The following is a 22,324-nucleotide window of genomic DNA, read 5'->3' on the forward strand; positions in this document are numbered from 1 at the left end:
GGCGCAATAAGGTGACGGCATGGGCTTCATCGTCACCACCGGTGCCACCGGCCGCCTCGGCGGGCGGGTGGCCGCGCTGCTCGCCGCCGCCGGGGTCGAGCAGCGGCTCGTCTCACGGCAGGCCGACCGCGTCGCCCCGCTCGCGGGCGCGACCGCGGTCAGCGCCGAGTACGGGGATCACGGCGCGGTGCGGCGGGCGCTCGAAGGGGCCTCGACCGTGCTGTTCGTGTCCGCGTCGGAGAGCGCCGACCGCCTCGACCGGCATCGCACGTTCGTGGACGCCGCCCGCGACGCCGGTGTCGCCCACCTGGTGTACATCTCGTTCTACGGCGCCGCCCCGGATGCCACGTTCACGCTGGCGCGCGACCACTGGGCCACCGAGCAGCACATTCGCGACAGCGGCCTGCCCTTCACCTTCCTGCGTGACAACCTGTACGCCGACTTCCTGCCGGGCATGGTGGGGGAGGACGGCGTGATCCGCGGCCCGGCCGGGCAGGGGCGGGTCGCGGCGGTGGCCCAGGACGACATCGCGGAGGCGGCGACCGCGGTCCTGCTGGACCCGGGCGCGCACGAGGGCGCGACCTACGACCTCACCGGGCCGCAGGCCCTGACGCTGGACGAGGTGGCCGCCACGCTGACCAGGGCGACCGGACGCGCGATCACGTACCACGCGGAGACGGTCGACGAGGCGTACGAGTCCCGCCGTGGCTATGACGCGCCCGCGTGGCAGGTGGCGGCGTGGGTGTCGACGTACGAGGCCATCGCCGCCGGTGAGCTGGAGGGGGTCGGCGACGCGATCCCCACGCTCACCGGGCACCCCGCGACCACGTTCGAGGAGCTCCTGGCCAAGGGCCGAGGCTAGTCCGGCCACTCCTCGCCCCAGCTTTCGCTGTTGCTGCAGATCTTCACCGTCGTGCTCTTCGTGAACCTCGTCGGGGTGACCACCTCGAAGACGATGTTGTACGTGCCGGCGCCCTTCCACGTGATGGACGGCAGCAGGGGTTTCGACGAGGACGTGCCCTCCTGCCTGCCCTGGTTCTGGCCGTTGACGAGCCACCGGTAGCTGTAGGTGCCCGAGGCCGAGACCGTGGCCCAGATGTTCGTGTCATTGCGCCAGCAGTCGCTCAGCTTGTAGCCCTCGTACCTGAAGGTCACCGACTTCACCCCGCCGCCGCTGGTCGCGGTCGGCTTGGAGGTGCTGGGCTTCGTGGTGGGCGTGGTGGTGGGCCTGGACGTTCGGCTGACGGGGGGCTCCGCGGTGGGGCGCGTCGTGGTGGTGGCCTTGGGGGTCGTGGAGGTCTTGGGAGTTTTCGAGGTCTTGGGGGTTTTGGCGGTCTTGGTGGGCTCTTTCGCCCTGGCGCCCGAGTCGGAGACGGTCGGGGTGGAGGCCGTGACGAGGTTGGCGGTGGTGGCCCGGCCGGGCCACCACGGGGCCCAGGCCCAGGCGGCCGCCACGGCGCCGGTCACGACGACCGCGGTCACGCCGGCCAGGACCGCGAGGATGCGGCCGTTGCCGGAGGACGCCCGTCCGGGGTTGGTCCGCAGGTGGGAAACCGGCGGCTGATGGGGCCCGCCGGGATGCGCGGGCCCCCAGTTCGGGCCAGGCCCATGGGGTCCGCCCGGGAAAGGCACCTGACCAGGGACGGCCACGTGCGGGGGGCCTCCCTGAAACGCGGCCGGACCTGGAAACGCCCCCGAGCCCGGAAACGCCCCCGAGCCCGGAAACGCCCCCGAGCCCGGAAACGCCCCCGAGCCTGGAGACGCCGCAGGGCCTGGAGATGCCGCTGGGCCCGCGTGCCCTGATCGCAGGGGCGCTGAGCCGGGGGGCGCTGAGCCTGGGGCCGGCGGGGCTGGGGCGGCCGGATGAGCCGGTCGGCCTGGAGGTGGGGGCGCCTGCCCGCCGATCAGCTGGAACAGGACGTCCTGCATGGCCGGGCGGGCCGCCGGATCCTTGGCCAGGCAGGCGTACACGATCGAGCGCAGCGGCTCCGGCACCCCGCCGAGCTGCGGCTCCTCGTACTGGATCCGCCTGAGCACCGCGGGCACGGAGTCGTTGCCGAACGGCGGGGCGCCCGTGGCCGCGTACACGATGACGGCCCCCCACGCGAACACGTCCACCGCCGGACCTGCGGTGGCGCCCATGAACTGCTCGGGCGCCATGTACGCGGGCGTCCCCACGACGCTGCTGGTACGGGTCAGCGCGGCGTCCATGGCGCGGGCGATGCCGAAGTCGATGACGCGCGGCCCGTCGCGTCCGAGCAGGACGTTCGCGGGCTTGAAGTCGCGGTGGACGACGCCGGCCCGGTGGATGGCGGCGAGCGCGGTGGCCGTGGCGACCGCGAGCCGTTGCAGGTCGGCCCCGCTGTGGAGACCGGCCTGCTGGAGCGAGGGGCCGTCCACGTACTCGGTCACGATGTACGGCCGCGCGCCCAGCGAGGCGTCCAGCACCTGCGCGATGCAGAACGGCTCCACCCGCCGCGCGGCCGCGATCTCCTTCGCGAACCGGCCGTCACCCGGCATCCCCTCGCGCAGCGCCTTGACGGCGACCCGGGTGCCGTCGGGGGCGGTGGCCAGGTAGACCACGCCCTGGCCGCCCTCGCCGAGCTGCTTGACGACCCGGTACGGGCCGATGGCCTCCGGCATCATCATGTCGGGATGGCGCAGACGTTGAACGACACGCTCTTCTGCGCCGCCGAAGGGGAGGTGACCTTGAGGGCGACCGTGTGGCGCCCGGCCTTGAGCATGTACTGGCCGGAGGTCGACGCGAACGCGGTGTACCCGCCCTTGGACACCCACGACCTGTTCCGTGAGACCGCCTTGCCGTCCAACAGCCACGTGTAGGACACCCACACCTCTTGCCGGGTCGACTCCACGTTGGTCTGGAAGTGGACCGGCGGCATGTAGCAGCCGCTTCCCTGGCTCTGGCCGGGGCCGCCGAACAGCTCGATCTCGAGGATGCTGGTCCTGGCGCTCGTGACCGGCTTCTTGGTGGTCTTGGTGGGGGTGGGAGTCACGGTCGGGCGCACCGTGGTGCGCTTGGGAGTGGGCGTCGCCGACGGTGTCGTGCGTGTGGGCGTCGCCTTGGGAGTGTTCTTCTGGGCGGGTTTGGGGGTGGTCTTCGGGGTCTTCCGGGGTGACGTCTTTGAGGCTGGAGGATCCGTGGTCTGGGTGGTGGTGGCGGACGGGCTGGGCAGATCGGCGGCGAACGACGCCTGGCCGGGCTGCTTCGACCAGGGAGCGAGCCAGACGACACCGCCGACCAGCGCCACCACCATGACCCCCGACACCCCCAAGGCCACCGGAAGCACAACCCGCCGCCCAGCCGCCCCCCGCCGCCTCGACCCCTGACCCGGCCCAGACATCGACCCCTGCCTCGGGCCGGGAATCGGACTATGCCCCGGCCCAGGAGCCGGCCCCTGCCCGTGCATCGGCCCTTGCACCGGCCCTTGCATCGGCATCGGCCCGTTCCCAGGCCCGAAAACCTGCCCTTGCCCCGGCACCTGCCCTTGCCCCGGCACCGACCCTTGGCCTGGCACCGGGCTCCACGCGGATCCTGGCGTCGGACCGGGCCCCGCCCCCTGAGGGACTCCAGGCATCGGACCCTGCCCTGGCATCTGGAAGTACTGCTGAGCCTGCGCCTGCGCCTGAGGCCCCTGACCTCCTGCGGAGTTCTGCCCACTCAGCAACCGCAGGATGACGTCCCGCATCGTCGGCCGGGCATGCGGATCCTTGGCCAGGCAGTCGTACACGATGCCCCTCAACGGCTGCGGGAGGTCGCCGAGCTGGGGTTCGTTGTGGAGGATGCGGTTGATGATGGCCGGCAGCGTGTCCTGCCCGAACGGCGGCGTCCCGTTGGCCGCCCACGCCATGACCGACGCCCAGGCGAACACGTCCGCCGCCGGTCCCACCGACTGCCCCGCCAACTGCTCGGGCGCCATGTACGCGGGCGTGCCGACGATGCTGCTGGTGTGCGTGAGGGCGTCGTCCATGGCCCGGGCGATGCCGAAGTCGATGACGCGTGGCCCGCCGGGACCGAGCAGCACGTTCGCGGGCTTGAAGTCCCGGTGCACGATGCCCGCCTGGTGGATGGCAGCCAGCGCGGTGGCCGTGGCGACCGCGAGCCGTTGCAGGTCGGCCCCGCTGTGGCGACCGGCCTGCTGGAGCGAGGGGCCGTCCACGTACTCGGTCACGATGTACGGCCGTGGGCCGCTCAGCGAGGCGTCCAGCACCTGCGCGATGCAGAACGGCTCCACCCGCCGCGCGGCCGCGATCTCCTTCGCCAGCCTGTCGTCGAACCCCGAACCCTCGCGCAGCACCTTGACCGCCACGGGACTTCCGTCGGGAGCCTGCGCGAGGTAGACGGTCCCCTGGCCGCCCGCGCCCAGCCGGCCGAACAGGCGGTATGCCCCTACTGTCGCCGGGTCATCCTCCCGCAGCGGTTCGACTTGCGGCATGAGAGAAGTGACTCCTGAGACGGGGGCGGTTGATCGTTACGTACGATAGCGACTGCATACGGATTTGTGGCGAAGTTCCGGATCTGTCGGAAACCTTCCGGTTACCCGGGGCGCGGCCAGAAGGGTGTGATCATGCCGCTGACCACGGACGACGAGCTGGAGGACTCGCCCGTCGTGGCCAACAGCCTGATGAACCGCGAACGCCGCCTCCCCTCCTACAACCGGGAGCTCGGCATCGACGTCGTCGACGTGCTCCACGCCACGGAAGCCCGACCGGCGCGCTGGCCGGACCTCTGCTGCGGCACGGCGAACGCCCTCAACGAGGCCGCCGCACTGCTCGGACAGGACGCCGAGATCGTGGGCGTGGACCTGGTCGATCTCTTCGCCTGCCCGCCGAGACCGCCACAACTGCGACTGATCGCCGCCTCCGCCGCCAGCTGGCACCCCGATGCCCCGTTCGACCTCATCACCTGCGTGCACGGCCTCCACTACATCGGCGACAAGCTCGCGCTCCTGGCCAAGGCCGCCGACTGGCTCACCGAAGACGGCCTCTTGGTCGCGAACTTCGACACCCGGAGCATCCGCCTCCCGGACGGCACCCCTGCCGGCCGCCGCCTGACCGCCGCCCTGCGCTCACAAGGGATGACGTACGACGGGCGCACCAGAAGGATCAGCTGCCGGGGCCGCAAGCGCCTCGACCTCCCATACCGCTACCTGGGTGCGGACGACCAGGCCGGCCCCAACTACACCGGCCAACCCGCCGTCAACGCCCACTACGCACCGACCTGACCACCCCGGAACTGTCGGTGGTGCCTGGCAGAGTGTCCCCGAAATCTTCGGACCGGCACCGGCGACCAGGCCCGAGTGCCGATGCCACACGCGCATCGAAAGGGGGCACGGTGTCCGATCGCACCCGCCAAACCACAACCGCCCCCCACCCACTCACCCCCGCCACGCCCGACCCCCGCCACCTCGCCGCAGCCGACGTTCGTCACCCCGCCGCCCCCGACACCCGCCACCTCGCCGCAGCCGACGTTCGCCACCTCGCCATGCCCGACGCCCGTCACGTCACCGCAGCCGACACCCGCCACCTCGCCATGCCCGACGCCCGCCACCTCGCCGCGCCACTCGGCCCGAGCACCCCGGGTCCCACGGTCGTCGAGCCCGACCCCCATGGCACGGCCACCGTCACTGATGCCGCCGTTCCAGCACCCGCGACCAGCGGACCTGACGCCGGTGCGCGCCCCGCCACGGCCATCGGACCCGATGCCGGAGCTCAGCCCACCACGGCCGATCATTCCGATGCCGGTGCTTCATCCGCTATGGCCGTCCGCTTCAATACCCGTGCTTCAGCCGCCACAGGCGTTCGGCCCGATGCTGGCGTTCGGCTCGGTGCGGGCGGGCAGCGGGACGCCGGTGGTCGGGGAGCCTCGAAGCGTTCGCGTTCGCGTTCGATGTTGGCGCCGCTGGCGGCCAAGGGCTTCCGGCGCTATTACCTGGGCCAGACCGCCTCCGCGTTCGGCGACTCGCTGACCCCGCTGGCGATCGCGTTCGCCGTACTGCACCTCACCGGATCACCCGCAGACCTGGGGATCGTGATCCTGAGCACCCGGCTGCCCGTCATCCTCCTGACCCTGCTGGGCGGCGCGGTCGGCGACCGGTTCTCCCGCAGGACCGTCATGCTGCTCGCCGACCTGACCCGCTTCGCCGCGCACGGCACGACGGCGGTCCTGCTGCTCACCGGCGCCGCACACCTCTGGATGCTGATCGCCCTGCAGCTGATCGCCGGTGCGGGATCGGCGTTCTTCACCCCGGCCGCGGCGGGCCTCGTCACCGGGCTGGCCGGCAGGGAGCACGTACAGGCGGCCAACTCCCTGATCTCGATCTCCAGGAGCGCGGCGTCGATCCTGGCGCTGGGTGCCGCCGGAGCCCTGGTGGCGCTGGTCGGGCCGGGTTGGGCCATCCTGGTCGACGCGCTGACGTTCCTGGTGAGCGCGGCCTTCCTGTACCGCCTGCCCCTCGACACGGAACGACCGCGCCCGAGTGGCGGTGTGCTGGCCGGCATCGGCGGCGGGTTCGCGGAGTTCTCCCGGCACCGGTGGTTGTGGATGTGGACGATCCACAGCGCGCTCACGAACGTGCTCGTGGTTTCCCCGATCCTGGTCCTCGGCCCGTACGTCGCCGACCAGCACCTCGGCGGCGCCCCCGCCTGGTCGGTCGTCGGCATCGCGTACGCCGTCGGCGGGCTGGCCGGAGGCTTCGTCGGCGCCCGCTGGCGGCCGGGGCGGCCTGTGGTCGCGGCGCTCCTCTTCTTCCTCCTGATCGCCCCGCTCCCCGGGCTGCTGGCGATCCCCGCCGCGCTCTGGTTACTGGCGCTCGCGGCGGCGGCCGCCGGCATGGAGCTGGTGGTTTACAACGTCCTCCAGACCACCGCGATCCAGCGCCACCTCCCCGAGGAATTCGTCGCCCGAGCCACCTCCGTCACCATGCTCGGCGCCCTCGTGGCCGCGCCCATCGGCATGGGCCTCGCGGGACCCGCGGCGGCGTTGCTGGGCAGCGGGCCCGTTCTGACTGTGGGCGCCGTCGCGGCTGTGCTCCTCACGGTCGCGACCCTGCTCGCATCGCCGGTGTGGCGCATTCGTGACGAAAGCGGCTGAACTTTGCGCCGGGCCCGCCACTCGAAGCATGCGTACCGTTCGACACAGGGAGATCATCGTGATGAAGGTGCTTGTGGCGGTCCTGGCAGGCGGGGCACTGCTGACCGCCGGCGCGCCCGCGTTCGCCCAGTCCGCCAAGACCACGCTGGGGCCGTACGGCTACGGCAAGGTCAGGCTCGGCATGAGCGAGAAGCAGGCCAAGGCGACCGGAGCGGTCGTGTTCAAGAGGGCCGGCGAGGCGGGCTCGTGCTCGGGCTGGGACCTGAAGGCCCTGCCCAGCGGCAAGGGCAACGTGGGCCTGTTCCTCTCCAAGAAGCGCGGTGTGGCCCTGATCTTCGCCGCGAAGGGCGTCAAGACGCCTGAGGGCATCGGCCTCGGCTCCACGATGAAGCAGATCAAGAAGGCGTACCCGGGGGTCAAGACCGCGGCGAGCGGATACCCGTACGTGAGCGCCCCCGGCAACTCCAAGGCCTACTACTCGTTCCTGCTCTCCAAGGGCAAGGTCTACGAGCTGGCGCTCGGCCTCAAGACGCAGGACTGCGTCAACTGACCAAGCGATCCACACGGGGGTCATAGGATCGCGCCCACACCAAGCCCCACCCTCACCCCCGCTGCGGCCGAGTCAGAGTTGGAGTCGGGGCGGGGCGGAGTCGGGCGCGGGGCGCATACCGCCACCGGCAGCGCCGGGGGTGTGATCGCATACCGCCGCCCGCAGCGCTGAGGGCGAGGCCGTACACCGCCGCCCGCAGAGTCGGGGCCGGGGCTGCCCACCGCCGCCCAAGCGCCGTCAACGACAAGAGGTCGGTCACACGCCCGCGGCCGGTTGGTGTCGGCGCCGTAGTCCTCGCCGCTCGCCCTCGCGAGCACGACCTGCTCGTCTGCAGGGCGCAACCGAACCGGCGCGGACTGGTGGCGGTGGGACCGTCGCGTACGCCTCCGCGGGCCTGAGCGTGCTTGGCGGCGATCCGCTGGGAACGGTCAGGGGAGTACGGATCGGACGGCGTCCTCCGAGCGGGCGACCACCGTCGTCCCGTCGTCGGCCGTGATGATCGGTCGCTGGATCAGGATCGGGTTCTCCGCCAGCGCCCTGACCCACCGGTCACGGGTGTCCGCGTCGCGTGGCCAGGTGGCCATGCCGAGCTCGGCCGCCCGTGCCTCGCCGGTCCTGGTGACGTCCCACGGTTCGAGCCCCAGCCGGGCCAGGACCGCGCGGATCTCGGCCTCGCCGGGCGGGTCCTCCAGGTAGCGGCGCACGGTGTACTCGGCGGCCTCGGCGTCCAGGATGGACAGCGCGGAGCGGCACTTCGAGCACGCCGGATTGATCCAGATCTCCATGACACGCGACAGTACCGAGCTAATGGACGGCGAGCGGGAGCGACGCGGTCACGACCAGGCCGCCGCCCTCCCGGGGCTCCGCACGGACGTCCCCGCCGTGCGCCACCGCCACCGACCGTACGATCGACAGTCCCAGCCCCGCGCTCCTGGCCGTGATCACTCGCTCGGCCCCGTGCCGGTGGAACGGCTTGAAGAGCTGCGGGATCTCGTACGGCGGCACGCCTGGCCCGGTGTTGCTGACCTCGACCTCGGCTTTCCCGCCCGATTCGCCGGACACGACCCGGCTCACCACCCGCACCCATCCGGTCCCGTCGTCCAGGTTGTGCCGGATGCCGTTCTCGACCAGGTTGTGCACCAGGCGTTCCAGCAACAGAGCGTCCCCGACGGTGGGCGCCTGCGCGGGGACCTCGTACACGGTGACCTTGGAGTCGTGGGCGTCCGCGGAGGTCTGCCTGACCACGTGCGTCACCACGTCGGCGAGGTCCACCGGCGAGCGGTCCGCGATCTCCTGTTCCGACCTGGCCAGCAGCAACAGCCCGGAGATGAGCCGTTCGTGGCGGGCGTTGATCTCCAGCAGGCTCTCGCCCAGCTCCTTGATCTCCGTTGAGGCCGTACGGCGGTGCATGGCCAGCTCGACCAGCGCCCGGTTCAGCGTCAGCGGCGTGCGCAGCTCGTGCGAGGCGTTCGCCACGAACCTGCGTTGCCCGTCGAAGGACTGGTCCAGCCGCTCCACCATGGTGTCGAAGGTGTCGGCGAGCGTCTTGACGTCGTCGTCCGGCCCCTCCAGCGCGATCCGCTCGTGCAGCCCGCGCTCGGCCATGGGCGCGGCGGCGATCCTGCGCGCCGTCTCGGTGACCCGGTGCAGCGGGGCCAGCACCCGTCCGGCGACCACCCAGCCGAGCCAGACGGCCGCGGCGCCGACCAGGACCAGCGCGATCAGGCCCTGCGTGAGGAGTGACGTGATGGCCGCGCCGCGCAGCTCCAGCTCCTGCTGCCGCAGCCACTCGTACGCCGCGTCGCCGGAGAGCCTGACGCCGTCCTCGACGAAGAACAGCTGCTTGGACTTGCCCGGCGGGGCGATGAACCGGCTCTCGAACGACTGCGTCAGCTGCTGGTTGAACAGCAGATAGGTGACGCCGAGCAGGGTCAGCCCGGCGAGCATGAACAGGGCGCCGTACAACAGGGTGAGCCGCAGCCGCAGCGTGGGCCGCGGCCGTACGAGCCGCCTCAGGAAGCTCATGCGATCCGGTACCCGACCCCCGGCACGGTCTCCACCACCGGCGGGTCGGCGAGCTTGCGGCGCAGCTTGAGAATGGTGAGCCTGACCGCGCCCGTGAACGGGTCGGCGTGCTCGTCCCACGCCTTCTCCAGCAGCCGCTCGGCCGAGACCACGGTGCCGTTCGCCCGCATCAGCTCCGTCAGGACGGCGAACTCCTTCTTCGACAACGGGACGAACCGCCCGTTCCTGAAGACCTCCCTGCGTGCCGGGTCCAGCGTGATCCCGGCCCTGCGCAGCACCGGCGGCACGGCCGGCCGCGAGCGCCGCCCCAGCGCCAGGACCCGCGCGGCCAGCTCGGGGAACGCGAACGGCTTCGACAGATAGTCGTCGGCCCCCAGGGACAGCCCCGTCACCCGGTCGTCGAGCTGGACGGCCGCGGTCAGCATCAGCACCCGCGCGTCGCGCTCGGACGCGACGAGCTCCCGGCACACGTCGTCGCCGTGCACGCGCGGCAGATCGCGGTCCAGCACGACCACGTCGTAGTCGTTGACCGCGATCCGTTCCAACGCCGCCTCGCCGTCATGCGCCAGATCGACCGCGTGCGTCTCCTCGCGCAGCCACTCGGCGATCGCGTCGGCGAGCAGCGGCTCGTCCTCAACCACCAGCACCCGCATCGTGCACCTTTCTTCTGCTTACGAAGCTGAGTGTGGCGTAGACGGCATTTGCTCCGAATAAGCCGCGGACGGAAACGCTGAGGAAACAGCGGCCCCTATTGCATCTCCCCTCGAACCACGTTCATTCGACGGAGGAGAACACCCATGCGAGGACCAGTCCTCAGCGCGATGGCCCTGGCGCTCGCCCTGACCCTGGCCGCCTGCGGCTCGGGCGACGGCGGCGGCTCCGACGTGGCGTCGGTGTCCGGCACCGGAACCCAGGCCGCGGCCAGCGCGAAGCCCAGCGAGGACCCGCACGAGCGCGGTCTCAAATTCGCCCAGTGCATGCGCGAGAACGGCGTCGACATCCCCGACCCCGAGCCCGGCAAGGGCATCATGATGAAGTTCGACGGCAGCGTTCCGAAGGAGAAGGTCGAGGCGGCCCAGCAGGCGTGCAAGCAGTACGCGCCGATGATGGGCGGGCAGGGCGGCAAGGTCGACCCCCAGAGGGCCGAGGCACTGCGCAAGGTCGCCCAGTGCATGCGTGACAACGGCGTCGAGTCCTTCCCCGACCCCGAGGGCGGCGGGATGCGCATCACCGGTTCGGTCGGCGAGGACCCCGATTTCAAGTCCGCCCAGCAGAAGTGCGAGAAGGAGCTCTCTGAGGCGGGCATGGGAGGCATGTGATGGGGATGGCCACCATCGACGGGAAGGCGGAGCCCGGCTCCCCGCCCTCCCGGCCGCGCCGCCGGCGTGGCCGGGGCAAGGTGGTCGCCGGGCTCCTGATCGTGCTGGTCGGGGCGGGCGGCGGATTCGTGGCGATCAACAGCGCCGGCCTGCTGAAGGGCGGCGCCGGTCCCACGCAGTCGGCCAGCGCCCTGCCCCCGGCCACCACCCCGGTGACCAGGCAGACCCTGAACGACACCAGGGACGCCGACGGCGAGCTCGGCTACGGTCCCGTGACCACGGCGGTGAGCAGGAAGCCCGGCACGATCACCTGGCTGCCCGACAGCGGCGCCCAGATCGCCCGCGGCCGGTCGCTGTACCGGGTGGACAACCAGCCGGTCATGCTCCTGTACGGCGACACGCCCGCCTACCGCGACCTCAAGGTCGGCGTGGAGGGCAAGGACGTCGAGAACCTGGAGCGCAACCTCAAGAAGCTCGGCTACGACGGTTTCACGGTCGACGACGAGTACACCTACGACACCGCCGAGGCCGTCAAGGAGTGGCAGGAGGACCGCGGCCTGGACGAGACGGGCGTGGTCGAGCTGGGCCGGGTCGTCTTCGCACCCGGCAAGGTACGGGTGGAGAGCCTGGAGTCCGAGGAGGGCCAGCCGGCCGCCCCCGGGCAGAAGGTCCTGACTTACACGGGCACGTCCAAGGTGATCACGGTCGAGCTGGAGGCCGAGGACCAGCGGATGGCCAAGAAGGGCGCCAAGGTCCAGGTCACGCTGCCGGACGGCAAGAACGTACGGGGCAAGGTCACCGAGGTGGCCACGGTCGTCAAGCCGGGCGAGGGCCAGAACGCCGAACCGGAGACCCGGGTCGAGGCCCTCGTCTCGATCGGCGACTCCAAGTCCGCCAAGGGGCTGGACAAGGCGGCGGTGGACGTGACGTTCACGGCCTCCCAGCGCAAGAACGTCCTGACCGTGCCGGTCGCGGCGCTGGTGGCGCTGCGGGAGGGCGGCTACGGCCTGGAGGTCGTCGAAGGGGGCGGGTCCCGCTACATCAAGGTCGAGACGGGGCTGTTCGCCGGGGGACGGGTGGAGGTCAGCGGTGACGGGCTCACCGAGGGCATGACCGTGGGGATGCCGAAATGACGTACCCCATGATCGCGCTGACGGACGTCTCCAGGACGTACGCCGGCGGGGTGGCGGCGCTGCGGTCGGTGTCGCTGCGCATCGAGCACGGTGAGCTGGCCGCCATCGTCGGGCCGTCCGGCTCGGGCAAGTCGACGATGCTCAACGTCGTCGGCACCCTCGACCGGCCCACGTCCGGGACCATCCACATCGACGGGTACGACGTCTCCAAGCTCTCCGACAACCAGCTGTCGGCGCTGCGGGCCACCACGATCGGGTTCGTGTTCCAGTCGTTCCACCTCGCCGCGAAGGTCCCGGCGCTGGACAACGTGGCCGACGGCCTCGTCTACACCGGCCTGAGCAGGTCGGAGCGGCGCCGCCGCGCGGCCGGGGCGCTGGAACGCGTGGGGCTCGGGCACCGGATGGACCACGAGCCGCACGAGCTGTCCGGCGGCGAGCGGCAGCGCGTGGCCATCGCCAGGGCGGTGGCGGGCGACCCGCCGCTGCTCCTGGCCGACGAACCGACCGGGGCCCTGGACTCGGTTTCGGGTACGGGGGTGATGGAGCTGCTGCACGAGCTGAACGCGGGCGGCACCACCATCGTGATCATCACGCACGACCGGGAGATCGCCGCCAGCCTGCCCAGGCAGGTGCGGATGCGCGACGGCCGGATCATCTCCGATACCGCGCGGGTCCCGCTGGAGGCGGTGTGATGGCCGTCATGGAGGCGACCCGGCCGAAGTTGTCCCCGGCCAGGATGCGGCCCCGCGACGTGATGCGCGTCGGGGCGGTCGGCCTGCGCACGCGACCGCTGCGGGCCTTCCTGTCGGCGCTCGGCATCGCCATCGGCATCGCGGCGATGGTCAGCGTGGTCGGGCTCTCGTCCTCGTCGGGCGCCGAACTCGACCGTACGCTCTCCGCGCTCGGCACCAACCTGCTCACGGTCTCGTCCGGCACCACGATCATGGGCGAGGCCGCGCAGATGCCGAAGGACGCGGAGGCGATGATCGAACGGATCGGCCCCGTCCAGGCGGTCTCGTCGATCGGACGCATAGGCGAGGCCAAGGTCTACCGGTCCGAGGAGATCCCCGAGGCCCAGACCGGCGGCATGACCACGTACGCGGCCCGCCTCGACCTGCCCGCCACCGTCGGCGCGACGCTGCGAAGCGGGACCTGGCTCAACGCCGCCACCGAACGCTACCCGGCCGCCGTGCTCGGCTCCTCCGCCGCCCAGCGGCTCGGCGTGGGCTCGATCGGGGCCGACACGCAGGTCGTGATCGGCGGCGTCCGCTTCGCGGTCGTCGGGGTCATGAACCCGGTCGCGCTCGCCACCGAACTGGACAGCGGCGTCCTGGTGGGCTGGCCGGTGGCGGAGTCCAGGCTGGGCTTCGACGGGCATCCGACCGCGCTCTACACCCGTTCGGAGGAGTCCAAGCTGGAGGCCGTCCGCGAGGTGCTGGCCGGCACCGCCAACCCGGAGGCGCCCAACGAGGTGGACGTCTCCCGACCGTCCGACGCCCTGGCCGCCAAGCAGGCGACCAGCCAGGCGTTCGCCAACCTCCTGCTGGGGGTGGGGGCGGTGGCCCTGCTCGTGGGCGGGGTGGGGGTGGCCAACACGATGGTCATCTCGGTGCTTGAGCGCCGCGCCGAGATCGGCCTCCGCCGCTCGCTCGGGGCCACCCGGGGGCAGATCCGCACCCAGTTCCTGGCGGAGTCGCTGCTGCTGTCGGCGCTGGGCGGGGGAGGGGGGATCCTCCTGGGGACGGGGGTCACGATGGGGTATGCGCTGTACAGCGGCTGGCCCTCCGTGGTTCCGGCCTGGGCCACCGTCGGCGGCCTGGCCGCGACCCTGGCCATCGGCGCGGCCGCCGGCCTCTACCCCGCCATCCGCGCCTCCCGCCTCTCCCCGACCGAGGCCCTGTCCACCCCCTGACGCCCCCTGCGACCGGCCCACCGCCGTACCGGGACCCACGCCGACCAGGGGCCCGGATGCGGTTGTGGTGGGCGGGGTGGTGGGGTCAGTCGGTTGCGTAGCAGGTGGTCTTGCCGATGACCCGGACGCCGGGCTTGTCGCCCGAGAGCACGGTCAGCTCGAACGTCAGCCGTGTCTCAGGATTACGCAGCACGGAAACGTCCTGATCCCCATCCCGCAGGTCCAGGTCGTCGACCACCTTGTCGTACCCCATCGCCTGGAGCCGATCCAGCAGCCCCTCGGAGGCGGAGGCGAGGTCGCTCTCGGCGCGGAAGTACCGCCGCACCTGCCCCGGCACGCACGAGTCGGCATCCACCGGCGACCCGGGCGACAGCCGGAGGCCGGCGGAGCTGAGCAGGGCGCCGCCGTCGGAGTCGAGCCGCCGGGCGGCGTCTTTGAGAGTGGGCAGCTCGGAGGCCGCCGTGCAGGCCGTCATCGCCGCGACGCAGAAGAGCACCGCGGATAAGCCGTGACGGCAGGCGCGCACGATCGGACCATATCCGAGATCGTCCGGGGCCACCCGGAAAAAACAGAAAACAGAATGATCACCGACGCCGGCGGAGCCGGGCGCGCAGTCCCAGGTCGTCCACGCAGGTGCCGAGGCCGAGCGCCACGCACTCCAGCGGCCGTTCCGCCCGCCGTACCGGCATGCCCAGGGACTCTCGCAGCCGCTGCGCGAGCCCCGCGAGCAGCGCGCCGCCCCCCACCAGCACCGCGCCGCGTTCCCCGAGGTCGGCGGTCAGTTCGGCGGGGCAGCGCTGGACGGTCTCCATCGCCGCCCACACGATCGACTCGATCGCCGGACCGGCCGCCTCCCGGATCCGCTCCACGGGCAGCCGCACTTCGTGCTCCTGGCCGGTCTCCGGATCCCGGGCGCGTACCGTCACATCCCGGTGTGACGGGTTCCCGCAGGCGTGGTGTTTGGCCGCCTCCGCCTCGTGTTCGTCGAGGGTGCGGCCGTGCTCGTGTTCGACCAGGCGGGCGATGGCCCGGTCCACGGTCCGGCCGCCGTTCGGGACCGTCGTCGTGGCCACGGCCTCCCCGCCGGAGAGCACGGCGATCCGGGCGGAGTCGCGCCCGATGTCGATCACCATGCCCCCCACGTAGTCGCGGACCGGCAGGCCCGCGCCGAGCGCCGCCGCGAGCGAGTGCGGGATCAGCCGGATCTGCCTGGCCTCCGCCTCGTACGCCACGTCGCGCAGCGTGGCCCGCTCGATCGGCGTGGAGTCGTCCGGCAGCGCCATGACCAGGCGCGGCCTGGCGAGCGGGCGGCGCCGGTGCACCTTGCTCAGGAAGTGCTTGACCATCCGTCGGGTGAGCTCGCCGTCGGCCGGCAGGCCGCCGCTGACCGGCCAGCACGTCTCGTCGCCTGTCGCGTCCGCGCCGTACCCGATGACCTTGCCGGTACGGCCGTCGATCGTCACCGCGGAGGGTTCGTCGAGCACGATGCCCTTGCCCCTGACGTAGATCCGGGTACGGGCGCCCCCGAGGTCCATCGCCAGGTCGCGGCCGAGGAGACTCATGACAGGACTGCGGACGTCGCGATCGTGGCGGGCATGCCGGGTCTATTTCCGGGGCCGCTCCAACCCAACACCAGGAACGGAGTGGTTCCCCTTTACCTGAGGCCCCTGAGGGCGGCCAGGGTCTCCTCGGCCCACTCGATGCCGGTGCGGACCTGGGCCAGCCCGAGCCGCAGCGCGTAGCGGCCGGAGCCGTCCCCGGGCTGGCAGTCCAGGGCCACCAGCCGGGCCTCGTACCCGGCCTTGATCCGCTCGACCACCGCGATCGCCTCCTCCGTGGACAGCAGCGGCAGCAGGAACGCCTGCAGCGCGGTCTCGTTGCGTACGACGAAGACCGGTTCGTGCTCCACCAGCCACGTGTGCAGCTCCCGCGCCCCCTCGGGGGTGATCGTGTAGATCTTGCGCCCCCTCGCGCCCTCGGACGAGGCCGCCACCAGGCCGTCGGCCGCCATCTTCACCAGCTCGGGATAGATCTGCGTGTGCCCGGCCTGCCACACGTGGTTGAGCGAGCGCGGGCGCGCTCCTGCCGCTGTCGATGGCGTTGGTGATGGAGATGTTCCCGCCCGGTACGAACGGCGCCCGAGTCCAGGGCGCGCTCGGCGGCGTGATGGGGCTGACGTACCTGGCCGGGCCGTTCCTGGGCGGGCTGTTCACCGACCATGCGACCTGGCGCTGGGCCTTCTACGTGAACGTGCCGCTCGGCCTCGTGTTGATCGCGATCGTCGCGCGCCGCCTGCCGAACCGGCCGGGCGTGGGCGGCGGCGGGCGCCCCGACTACGCGGGCATCGCGGTCTTCACCGTGGCCATCAGCGCGCTGCTGCTGGGCCTGACGGAGAAGGGTCTGGACGGCCACACCTGGAACGACGCCGCCGTGGCCGGGCCGATCGTGCTGGCGGCCGCGTTGCTGGCGGTGTTCGTGCTGGTCGAGAGGCGGGCGGTCAGCCCGATCATGCCCATGCACCTGTTCGGCAACCGCACCTACACGCTCGTGAACGTCACGTCGTTCTTCACGGCCTTCTGCATGTACGCCGGCGTGGTGTTCCTGCCGCGTTACTTCCAGGAGTCCCTCGGCGTCAGCGCCACCGAGTCCGGGCTGAGGATCTACCCGATGACGCTGGCCATGGTCGTGGGCAGCGTCGTCATGGGCGCGCTCATGTCCAGGACGAGGGTCTACAAGCCGTGGCTGGTCGCCTCCCCGTTCCTGCTCGTCGCGGGCACCCTGCTCTGCCTGAACCTGACCGCGCACACCGACGGGCTGCTGCTGGCCGGCTGGATGCTGCTGATCGGGCTGGGCATGGGCCCGATGTTGTCCGGGCTGACCGTGGCCTCCCAGCAGTCCGTCGAGCCGCAGTACATCGGCGTCGCCTCGGCGAACCTGACCTTCTTCCGCCAGATCGGCGGCTCCGTGGCGCTGGCCGTCGGCGGCACCCTCTACACCTCGACGGTCACCGCGGACGCGCCCGCGCACGGGCTGGCCGCCGCGCACGCCTCCGCCGCGGCGGCGGTCATCCCGTCGCTGGGGGTGGCGGGGGCGCTGCTCGCCCTGGTGGCGCTGGTGGCGATGCCGGCCAGGCGGTTGGAGGTGCCCGCCACGCCGGAGAGCAGGGCGGAGGCCAGTTTCGCGTCATAAGCGGCGCCGTGCGAAGCTGTGATAGTCCCCAACACCATGGAGGTCCTCATGGCGGATACACCGGAGCCGGAAGTCAGCGAGACTCCCGAGGACGAGTTGAAGCGCAAGTTCCGCGAGGCGCTGGAGCGCAAGCGCGGCCAGCACGCGGGCTCGGGCGCGGGTGGCAAGGGCGGCGACCCATCAAAGATCCACGGGACGCATGGTCCGGCTGCGAGTAAAAGATCGTTCAGGCGCAAGAGCGGCGGCTGAGGCCGGGAATTTCAAGGGGGTACGGCAATGCCGTGCCCCCTTTCTCTATGCCCGGGGACAGGTAGATCTTTACACCGATTCATGACGAACTGTTTGTGTTTGTCCGGAATACGTGGTTAGAGTGATGCCCACTTACCAGCCGGTGGCGTGGACCACAGAAGGAACCAGCCGGCTGGCGCCTAATCCCGATCACTCGGGAGCCGGGGACCCACCTCCCTGGGGTGAATCCGACCACGTGTCGGTAGGGCACCTCCACGCCCGAACCCGTCAGCTAACCCGGTAGGCGAGATGGAGAGGACATATGCATAACTTGAATGATCACGTAGAACATCCACACGGCGTGATGACGACCGCCCTCTGAGCGGTCCCTTCCCCAGGCTCGTTTCGCGCTCCGCGTAGCTTTCCCCCTTGTCAGGTGCTTTGCCCTGCTACGCCCTTTTTCAAGCGAGCGCAACCTCCCTGCCCCCTCGCGAAGGACTTACTTTTCATGTCTGCACGTTTTGGCCTGCGTACCCTCGCTCTGCTCACCGCCTCCACCGTCGGCGCGCTCACCATCGCCGGCACCGCGGCCCACGCCGACTCCAACACGGACGAGAAGGTCCTGCTCAAGGGCTCGACCACCGCTTCGTACTTCTGGGACGACGCCTCCGGCCGCGCCGGGGACACCGGCCTGCCCGCCAGTGGCAAGCCCATGCAGAAAGGCCTGGCCGCCAGCCCGAGCTGGCCGCTCATGACCGAGGGCTACGTGATCCACGACGGCAAGAAGCTGCCCTTCTTCGTCGGCGACCGCGGCCCGGGCGTGCCCTCCAACAACGGGGTCATGCTCGACCTGGACGGCAAGACGTTCGCGGAGCTGACCGGCGGCACGTTCAACATGGACACGCTCGGCGTCGACGGCAACGGCGGCGAGGGGCACATCAAGGTCGACTACGTCATCACCAAGTGGGGCAACGGTCCCGGCAAGAAGAACTACCCGGTCCCGTTCTCGACCGGCGCCTGGTCCGAACACGACGACAACCCGGCCGAGCCCCCGGCGGGCGCCGCGGCCGTGCCGCCCGCGCGCGAGGCCGGAGAGTGGAGCGCCGGCACGGGCGCCGTCGTGGCCAGCGCCGTGGCCGCGGTGGGCGGCGGCGTGGCGCTCGCCAGCGACCGCGTACGCAATCTCCTCAAGGGCTGAACTTTACGGACCTGGACCAGAATGTCATTCTGGTCCACGTGACCACCCGCGTAGCCGCGAACGGCATCGAAATCGCCTACGAGAGCTTCGGCTCGCACGAAGGACGCCCCCTGCTCCTCATCATGGGGCTCGGCGCGCAGCTCATCCACTGGGATGAAGGCCTCTGCGAGCTGCTGGCGGACCAGGGACACCACGTCGTACGGTTCGACAACCGCGACGCCGGCCTGTCCACCCACTTCCACGATCAGGGCGTTCCCGCGATGGGGGCGCCCTCGCCGTATCTGCTGGACGACCTGGCCGACGACGCGGCGGGACTCATGGACGCGCTGGGCTGGCCGGCCGCCCACGTGGTCGGGGCGTCGATGGGCGGCATGATCGCTCAGGCCCTGGCCATCCGCCACCCGGACCGGGTGCTGACCCTGACCTCGATCATGTCAACTCCCGGCCCCTCGGTGGCCCCGCCCACCGAGGCCGCGCTCGCCGCCCTCATGGCCGCGCCCCCCGCCGACCGCGAAGCGGTCCTGGCCCAGGCGGTGCGCACCTGGTCGGTCATCGGCTCGCCCGGATACGAGCTGGACCACGACCGGATCACCCTGCTGGCCGGACTCGCGTTCGACCGCTGCTTCGACCCCGAGGGGACGGCCCGGCAGCTCGCCGCCATCATGGCCTCGGGCGACCGCACCCTCGGGCTCGCCGGGGTGCGGGTGCCCACGCTGGTGCTGCACGGGGAGGCGGACCAGCTCGTCCCGGTCGCGGGCGGCCACGCCACGGCCGCGGCCGTGCCGGGCGCCCGGCTGGTGACCTACCCGGGCATGGGCCACGACCTGCCGCGCCCGCTCTGGCCGTCGGTCGTGGCCGAGATCGCCAAGCTCACCGCCACCTAGCCGAAGTGGGCACGGGTCTCCGCGAACGCCTGGTCCGTGCCCTCCAGCGCCCTGGCCACGTCGGCCTCCGTGTGCGCGGCCGACATGAACCAGTTGTGCCACGGATGCAGGTAGACCCCGTGCCGCAGGCAGGCGTCGCTCCACCACATCGCGACGGACAGGTCGGCGTCCCCGTCGAAGCTGAGCCACGGGATCGTGACGGGCCCCGTCTGGTTCACCACGAACCCGTGGGACTTGGCCTGCGCGTAGAGCCCCTCGCGGAGCTGCGTGCCCGCGCGCTCCATGGCGCCGATGCCGTCCGTGTCGCGCAGCGTCTCGATGGTCGCCTTGGCCGCCGCCATGGCGACCGCCGAGAACCAGAACGACCCCGTCGAGTACAGCGTCTGCGCCGGTCCGCGCAGCGCGTCCGTGCCGGTGACGGCGGCGATCGGGTAGCCGTTCGCCATGGCCTTCGACCAGGCGGTCAGGTCGGGCCGCACCCCGTACGGCTCCCAGGATCCCCGCAGGTCGACCCGGAACCCGGCCCGCACGTCGTCGATCACCAGCGCGGCCCCGAGCCGGTCGGCCAGGGCGCGGGCACCCCGCGCGAAGGCGGGCTCCACCAGCTCCTGGTCCTCGAACGAGTCGTGCTTGAACGGCGTCACGATGATCGCCGCCACGTCGCCCTCCACGGTCGCCGCCGCGGCCTCCAGCGATTCGAGTGAGTTGTACGTGAACTCCACCAGGTCCGCCCGCTCGTTGGGCGTCGTGCCCGCCAGGGAGGGCGTGCACCAGGGGTCCGCCCCGTGGTAGGCGCCGTGCGCCATCAGGACCTTGGTCCGGCCGGTGGCGGCGCGGGCGACCATGAGCGCCTGCGTGGTCGCGTCGGTGCCGTTCTTGGAGAACATCGCCCAGTCGGCGCTGGGCACGGTGTCCACCAGCAGCTCGGCCAGCTCGACCATGATCGGGCCGGGGCCGTTGAGGCAGTCGCCGAGCGCGGCCTGCCGGGCGGCGGCCTCCTCCACGCGCGGGTGGCGGTGGCCGAGCACGACCGGGCCCCAGCTGCACATGAAGTCGATGTACTCGCGACCGTCCACGTCCCACTGGCGGCAGCCCTCGCCGCGTTCGAAGAACTGCGGGAAGCCGGGGGCGAAGAGGGCGGCGTTGAGGTGCCCGTACATGCCGCCGGGGACGACCTTCAGCGCGCGCTGACGGAGTTCTGCGTCGGTCATCCGAGAGTCCTTAGAGTCGAGTCGAGATCGATGAGGCCGGCGTCCGAGCCGAGCCCCGTGGCGACGCGGGCGGCGGCGGCCGTGCCCCAGCGGGCCGCGGTCAGCACGTCCTGCCCGTGCAGGAGGCCCGTCAGGAACCCCGCGCAGTACGCGTCGCCGCAGCCGGTCGTGTCCGCGACGTCCACCTTGAGCGCGGGCACCGTCTCCGCCCCTTCCGGGGTGACCACCAGGCTGCCCGCCGCCCCCAGCGTGACGAGCACGCCGCGCGGCCCGTCGGCCAGCAGGGCCCGGGCGGCCTCGTGGACGTCGGAGGCGCCGGTCATGAGGAGGGCCTGCGACTCGTTCGGCAGCACGTAGTCCACGTGCGGCAGGAAAGCGCGGGCCATTCCCAATAAGTCAGGCATCTCCGAAAGGAGGTCCATGGTGATGATGGTGCCGGACGCGCGTACCTCGTCCAGGAGGGCGAAGAACGTCGGATCCCCGAGGCCGAAGGTGACGTCCATCCCGCCCAGGTGGATCGCCCGCACGCCGCGCAGCACGTCGGGGTCGAGGTCCGCGTACGTCACGCTGAGGTTCGCCCCCGGCACGTGGAAGCTGGGCCGCCCGCCGTCGGGCCTGATGGGCAGGATCGACGCGGCCGTCTGCTCGCCCGCCCTGCGCACGAGGCGCGAGACGTCGACGCCGCGCTTGGTGAGCACCGCCACCAGGAAGTCGCCCAGCTCGTCGTCGCCGGCGGCTCCCATGGTGACCACGGAGTTGCCGAGCTTGACCAGATCGACGGCGGTCCCGGCGGCGGCGCCGGCGGCGGTGAGGCGGATCTGCTCCACCAGTACGGTGTCCTGGCCCTCGGGGATGTGATCGATGGGCCTGGCGAGAATGTCGACGATGTGGACGCCGACGGTGGCGACGGTCATAGTCTAAATAGACAGACGTCCGAATAAAAAGTCAATGGAGGAGCCGATGCCCAAGATCGTCGATCACGACGAGCGCCGGCGCGAGGTCCTGTCAGCCGCCCGCCGGGTGATCGTCAGGGACGGCATCGACGCCGCCACCACGCGGGCCATCGCCAAGGAGGCCGGATACTCCAACGGCGTGCTCGCCCACTATTTCGCCGACAAGGACGAGATCCTGCTGTCGGCGCTGCGCCAGTCGCACCAGCGCATCCGCGACCGGCTGACCCGCAAGGTCGAGGGCGCGACCGGGCTGGCCGCGCTGCGCGAGCTGCTGCTGGACAACCTGCCGCTGGACGCCGAGCGCACCCAGGAGTCGCGCCTGGAGGTCAGCTTCTGGAGCCGCAGCCTGGCCTCGGAACGCCTGGCCGAGGTCCAGCGCACGGAGGCGGACGAGCTGCGCGCCGCCGTACGCGACCTGCTGGCACAGGCGCGCGCGGCCGGCGAGCTGCGCAGCACCGACGACAACCTGGACGACCTGACCGAGCACCTGCTCGCCCTGGTCGACGGCCTCAGCCTGCACCTGCTCCTCTACCCGGGCCGGCTCAGGCGCGTCGACGTCGAGCGCCTCATGCTCCAAGCGCTCGATCGTCTGTGACCGTTGATGGAATTCG

General features: G+C 71.5%; 23 protein-coding genes and 1 riboswitch. Of the genes, 13 read left to right on the forward strand and 10 right to left on the reverse strand.

Annotation, left to right across the window (positions count from 1 at the left end; translation table 11 throughout):
* The first annotated feature begins 19 nt into the window (after positions 1–19).
* Positions 20–862: an SDR family oxidoreductase gene (locus tag ACIBI9_RS43475; protein WP_397231591.1), complete on the forward strand. Its 843-nt coding sequence runs from the start codon at positions 20–22 to the stop codon at positions 860–862.
* Here the strand turns inward: ACIBI9_RS43475 and ACIBI9_RS43480 are convergent.
* A complete protein-coding gene (locus tag ACIBI9_RS43480) occupies positions 859–2,649 on the reverse strand; it encodes a serine/threonine protein kinase (RefSeq protein ID WP_397231593.1) in 1,791 nt (596 codons plus the stop codon). The genes ACIBI9_RS43475 and ACIBI9_RS43480 overlap by 4 nt on opposite strands.
* Entirely contained in the window at positions 2,646–4,454 is a 1,809-nt protein-coding gene (locus ACIBI9_RS43485) for a protein kinase (RefSeq protein ID WP_397231595.1), read from the reverse strand. The genes ACIBI9_RS43480 and ACIBI9_RS43485 overlap by 4 nt, the downstream gene beginning before the upstream one ends.
* A gap of 132 nt (positions 4,455–4,586) precedes the next feature.
* On the opposite strand from ACIBI9_RS43485, the gene ACIBI9_RS43490 reads away from it, so the two are divergent.
* The 3 genes from ACIBI9_RS43490 to ACIBI9_RS43500 all read left to right on the forward strand — a co-directional run bounded on the left by ACIBI9_RS43490 (position 4,587) and on the right by ACIBI9_RS43500 (position 7,661).
* Positions 4,587–5,243 (forward strand): class I SAM-dependent methyltransferase, encoded by a 657-nt coding sequence (locus ACIBI9_RS43490; RefSeq protein WP_397231597.1) that lies wholly within the window; start codon positions 4,587–4,589, stop codon positions 5,241–5,243.
* Between the two features lie 665 nt (positions 5,244–5,908).
* A complete protein-coding gene (locus tag ACIBI9_RS43495) occupies positions 5,909–7,111 on the forward strand; it encodes an MFS transporter (protein ID WP_397231599.1) in 1,203 nt (400 codons plus the stop codon).
* A gap of 61 nt (positions 7,112–7,172) precedes the next feature.
* A complete protein-coding gene (locus ACIBI9_RS43500; RefSeq protein WP_397231894.1) occupies positions 7,173–7,661 on the forward strand; it encodes a hypothetical protein in 489 nt (162 codons plus the stop codon).
* A gap of 428 nt (positions 7,662–8,089) precedes the next feature.
* On the opposite strand, the gene ACIBI9_RS43505 is transcribed toward ACIBI9_RS43500, so the two are convergent.
* From ACIBI9_RS43505 to ACIBI9_RS43515, 3 genes are read right to left on the reverse strand one after another with little or no spacing between them, the layout of a single operon-like run.
* Positions 8,090–8,446: an ArsC/Spx/MgsR family protein gene (locus ACIBI9_RS43505; protein ID WP_397231601.1), complete on the reverse strand. Its 357-nt coding sequence runs from the start codon at positions 8,444–8,446 to the stop codon at positions 8,090–8,092.
* A gap of 19 nt (positions 8,447–8,465) precedes the next feature.
* On the reverse strand, positions 8,466–9,686 hold the full coding sequence (locus ACIBI9_RS43510) for a sensor histidine kinase (RefSeq protein WP_397231603.1): 1,221 nt from the start codon (positions 9,684–9,686) through the stop codon (positions 8,466–8,468).
* Complete coding sequence (locus ACIBI9_RS43515) at positions 9,683–10,339, reverse strand: response regulator transcription factor (RefSeq protein WP_185067817.1); 657 nt, start codon at positions 10,337–10,339, stop codon at positions 9,683–9,685. The genes ACIBI9_RS43510 and ACIBI9_RS43515 overlap by 4 nt, the downstream gene beginning before the upstream one ends.
* Before the next feature lie 144 nt (positions 10,340–10,483).
* Between ACIBI9_RS43515 and ACIBI9_RS43520 the strand changes: the two genes are divergently transcribed.
* Genes ACIBI9_RS43520 through ACIBI9_RS43535 form a run of 4 tightly spaced genes read left to right on the forward strand, consistent with a single transcriptional unit; the run spans position 10,484 to position 14,050 of the window.
* Entirely contained in the window at positions 10,484–11,005 is a 522-nt protein-coding gene (locus tag ACIBI9_RS43520; RefSeq protein WP_397231605.1) for a hypothetical protein, read from the forward strand.
* A complete protein-coding gene (locus tag ACIBI9_RS43525) occupies positions 11,005–12,138 on the forward strand; it encodes a peptidoglycan-binding protein (RefSeq protein WP_397231607.1) in 1,134 nt (377 codons plus the stop codon). Before ACIBI9_RS43520 ends, ACIBI9_RS43525 begins: the two co-directional genes overlap by 1 nt.
* Complete coding sequence (locus ACIBI9_RS43530) at positions 12,135–12,830, forward strand: ABC transporter ATP-binding protein (protein WP_397231609.1); 696 nt, start codon at positions 12,135–12,137, stop codon at positions 12,828–12,830. Before ACIBI9_RS43525 ends, ACIBI9_RS43530 begins: the two co-directional genes overlap by 4 nt.
* Positions 12,830–14,050, forward strand: coding sequence for an ABC transporter permease (locus ACIBI9_RS43535; RefSeq protein ID WP_397231611.1), 1,221 nt, complete (start codon positions 12,830–12,832; stop codon positions 14,048–14,050). The genes ACIBI9_RS43530 and ACIBI9_RS43535 overlap by 1 nt, the downstream gene beginning before the upstream one ends.
* Before the next feature lie 85 nt (positions 14,051–14,135).
* Here ACIBI9_RS43535 and ACIBI9_RS43540 read toward each other — a convergent pair whose 3' ends face one another.
* From ACIBI9_RS43540 to ACIBI9_RS43550, 3 genes are all read right to left on the reverse strand, one after another.
* Positions 14,136–14,576, reverse strand: coding sequence for a hypothetical protein (locus ACIBI9_RS43540; protein ID WP_397231613.1), 441 nt, complete (start codon positions 14,574–14,576; stop codon positions 14,136–14,138).
* Between the two features lie 58 nt (positions 14,577–14,634).
* Positions 14,635–15,612 (reverse strand): rod shape-determining protein, encoded by a 978-nt coding sequence (locus tag ACIBI9_RS43545; protein WP_397231615.1) that lies wholly within the window; start codon positions 15,610–15,612, stop codon positions 14,635–14,637.
* 92 nt (positions 15,613–15,704) lie between these two features.
* Complete coding sequence (locus tag ACIBI9_RS43550; protein WP_397231617.1) at positions 15,705–16,106, reverse strand: PadR family transcriptional regulator; 402 nt, start codon at positions 16,104–16,106, stop codon at positions 15,705–15,707.
* 26 nt (positions 16,107–16,132) lie between these two features.
* Here ACIBI9_RS43550 and ACIBI9_RS43555 point away from each other — a divergent pair, with 26 nt between their 5' ends.
* The 4 genes from ACIBI9_RS43555 (at position 16,133) to ACIBI9_RS43570 (ending at position 19,549) form a co-directional block, all read left to right on the forward strand.
* A complete protein-coding gene (locus ACIBI9_RS43555; protein ID WP_397231896.1) occupies positions 16,133–17,239 on the forward strand; it encodes an MFS transporter in 1,107 nt (368 codons plus the stop codon).
* A gap of 48 nt (positions 17,240–17,287) precedes the next feature.
* Positions 17,288–17,488, forward strand: coding sequence for a DUF5302 domain-containing protein (locus ACIBI9_RS43560; protein ID WP_397231619.1), 201 nt, complete (start codon positions 17,288–17,290; stop codon positions 17,486–17,488).
* Between the two features lie 166 nt (positions 17,489–17,654).
* Positions 17,655–17,789, forward strand: a riboswitch (cyclic di-AMP (ydaO/yuaA leader).
* 186 nt (positions 17,790–17,975) lie between these two features.
* Positions 17,976–18,665 carry a hypothetical protein gene (locus ACIBI9_RS43565; protein ID WP_397231621.1) on the forward strand — a complete coding sequence of 230 codons (690 nt, stop codon included), beginning with the start codon at positions 17,976–17,978 and terminating at the stop codon, positions 18,663–18,665.
* A gap of 38 nt (positions 18,666–18,703) precedes the next feature.
* The gene (locus ACIBI9_RS43570; protein ID WP_397231623.1) at positions 18,704–19,549 is read left to right on the forward strand and encodes an alpha/beta hydrolase; all 846 of its coding nucleotides are present in this window, start codon (positions 18,704–18,706) and stop codon (positions 19,547–19,549) included.
* Here the strand turns inward: ACIBI9_RS43570 and ACIBI9_RS43575 are convergent.
* The gene (locus ACIBI9_RS43575) at positions 19,546–20,760 is read right to left on the reverse strand and encodes an aminotransferase class III-fold pyridoxal phosphate-dependent enzyme (RefSeq protein WP_319719253.1); all 1,215 of its coding nucleotides are present in this window, start codon (positions 20,758–20,760) and stop codon (positions 19,546–19,548) included. The genes ACIBI9_RS43570 and ACIBI9_RS43575 overlap by 4 nt on opposite strands.
* Positions 20,757–21,674 carry a carbohydrate kinase family protein gene (locus tag ACIBI9_RS43580; RefSeq protein WP_397231625.1) on the reverse strand — a complete coding sequence of 306 codons (918 nt, stop codon included), beginning with the start codon at positions 21,672–21,674 and terminating at the stop codon, positions 20,757–20,759. The genes ACIBI9_RS43575 and ACIBI9_RS43580 overlap by 4 nt, the downstream gene beginning before the upstream one ends.
* Before the next feature lie 46 nt (positions 21,675–21,720).
* Between ACIBI9_RS43580 and ACIBI9_RS43585 the strand changes: the two genes are divergently transcribed.
* Positions 21,721–22,308 (forward strand): TetR/AcrR family transcriptional regulator, encoded by a 588-nt coding sequence (locus ACIBI9_RS43585; protein WP_397231627.1) that lies wholly within the window; start codon positions 21,721–21,723, stop codon positions 22,306–22,308.
* The last annotated feature ends 16 nt before the right edge of the window (positions 22,309–22,324 follow it).

This window comes from Nonomuraea sp. NPDC050451, from assembly GCF_044458585.1.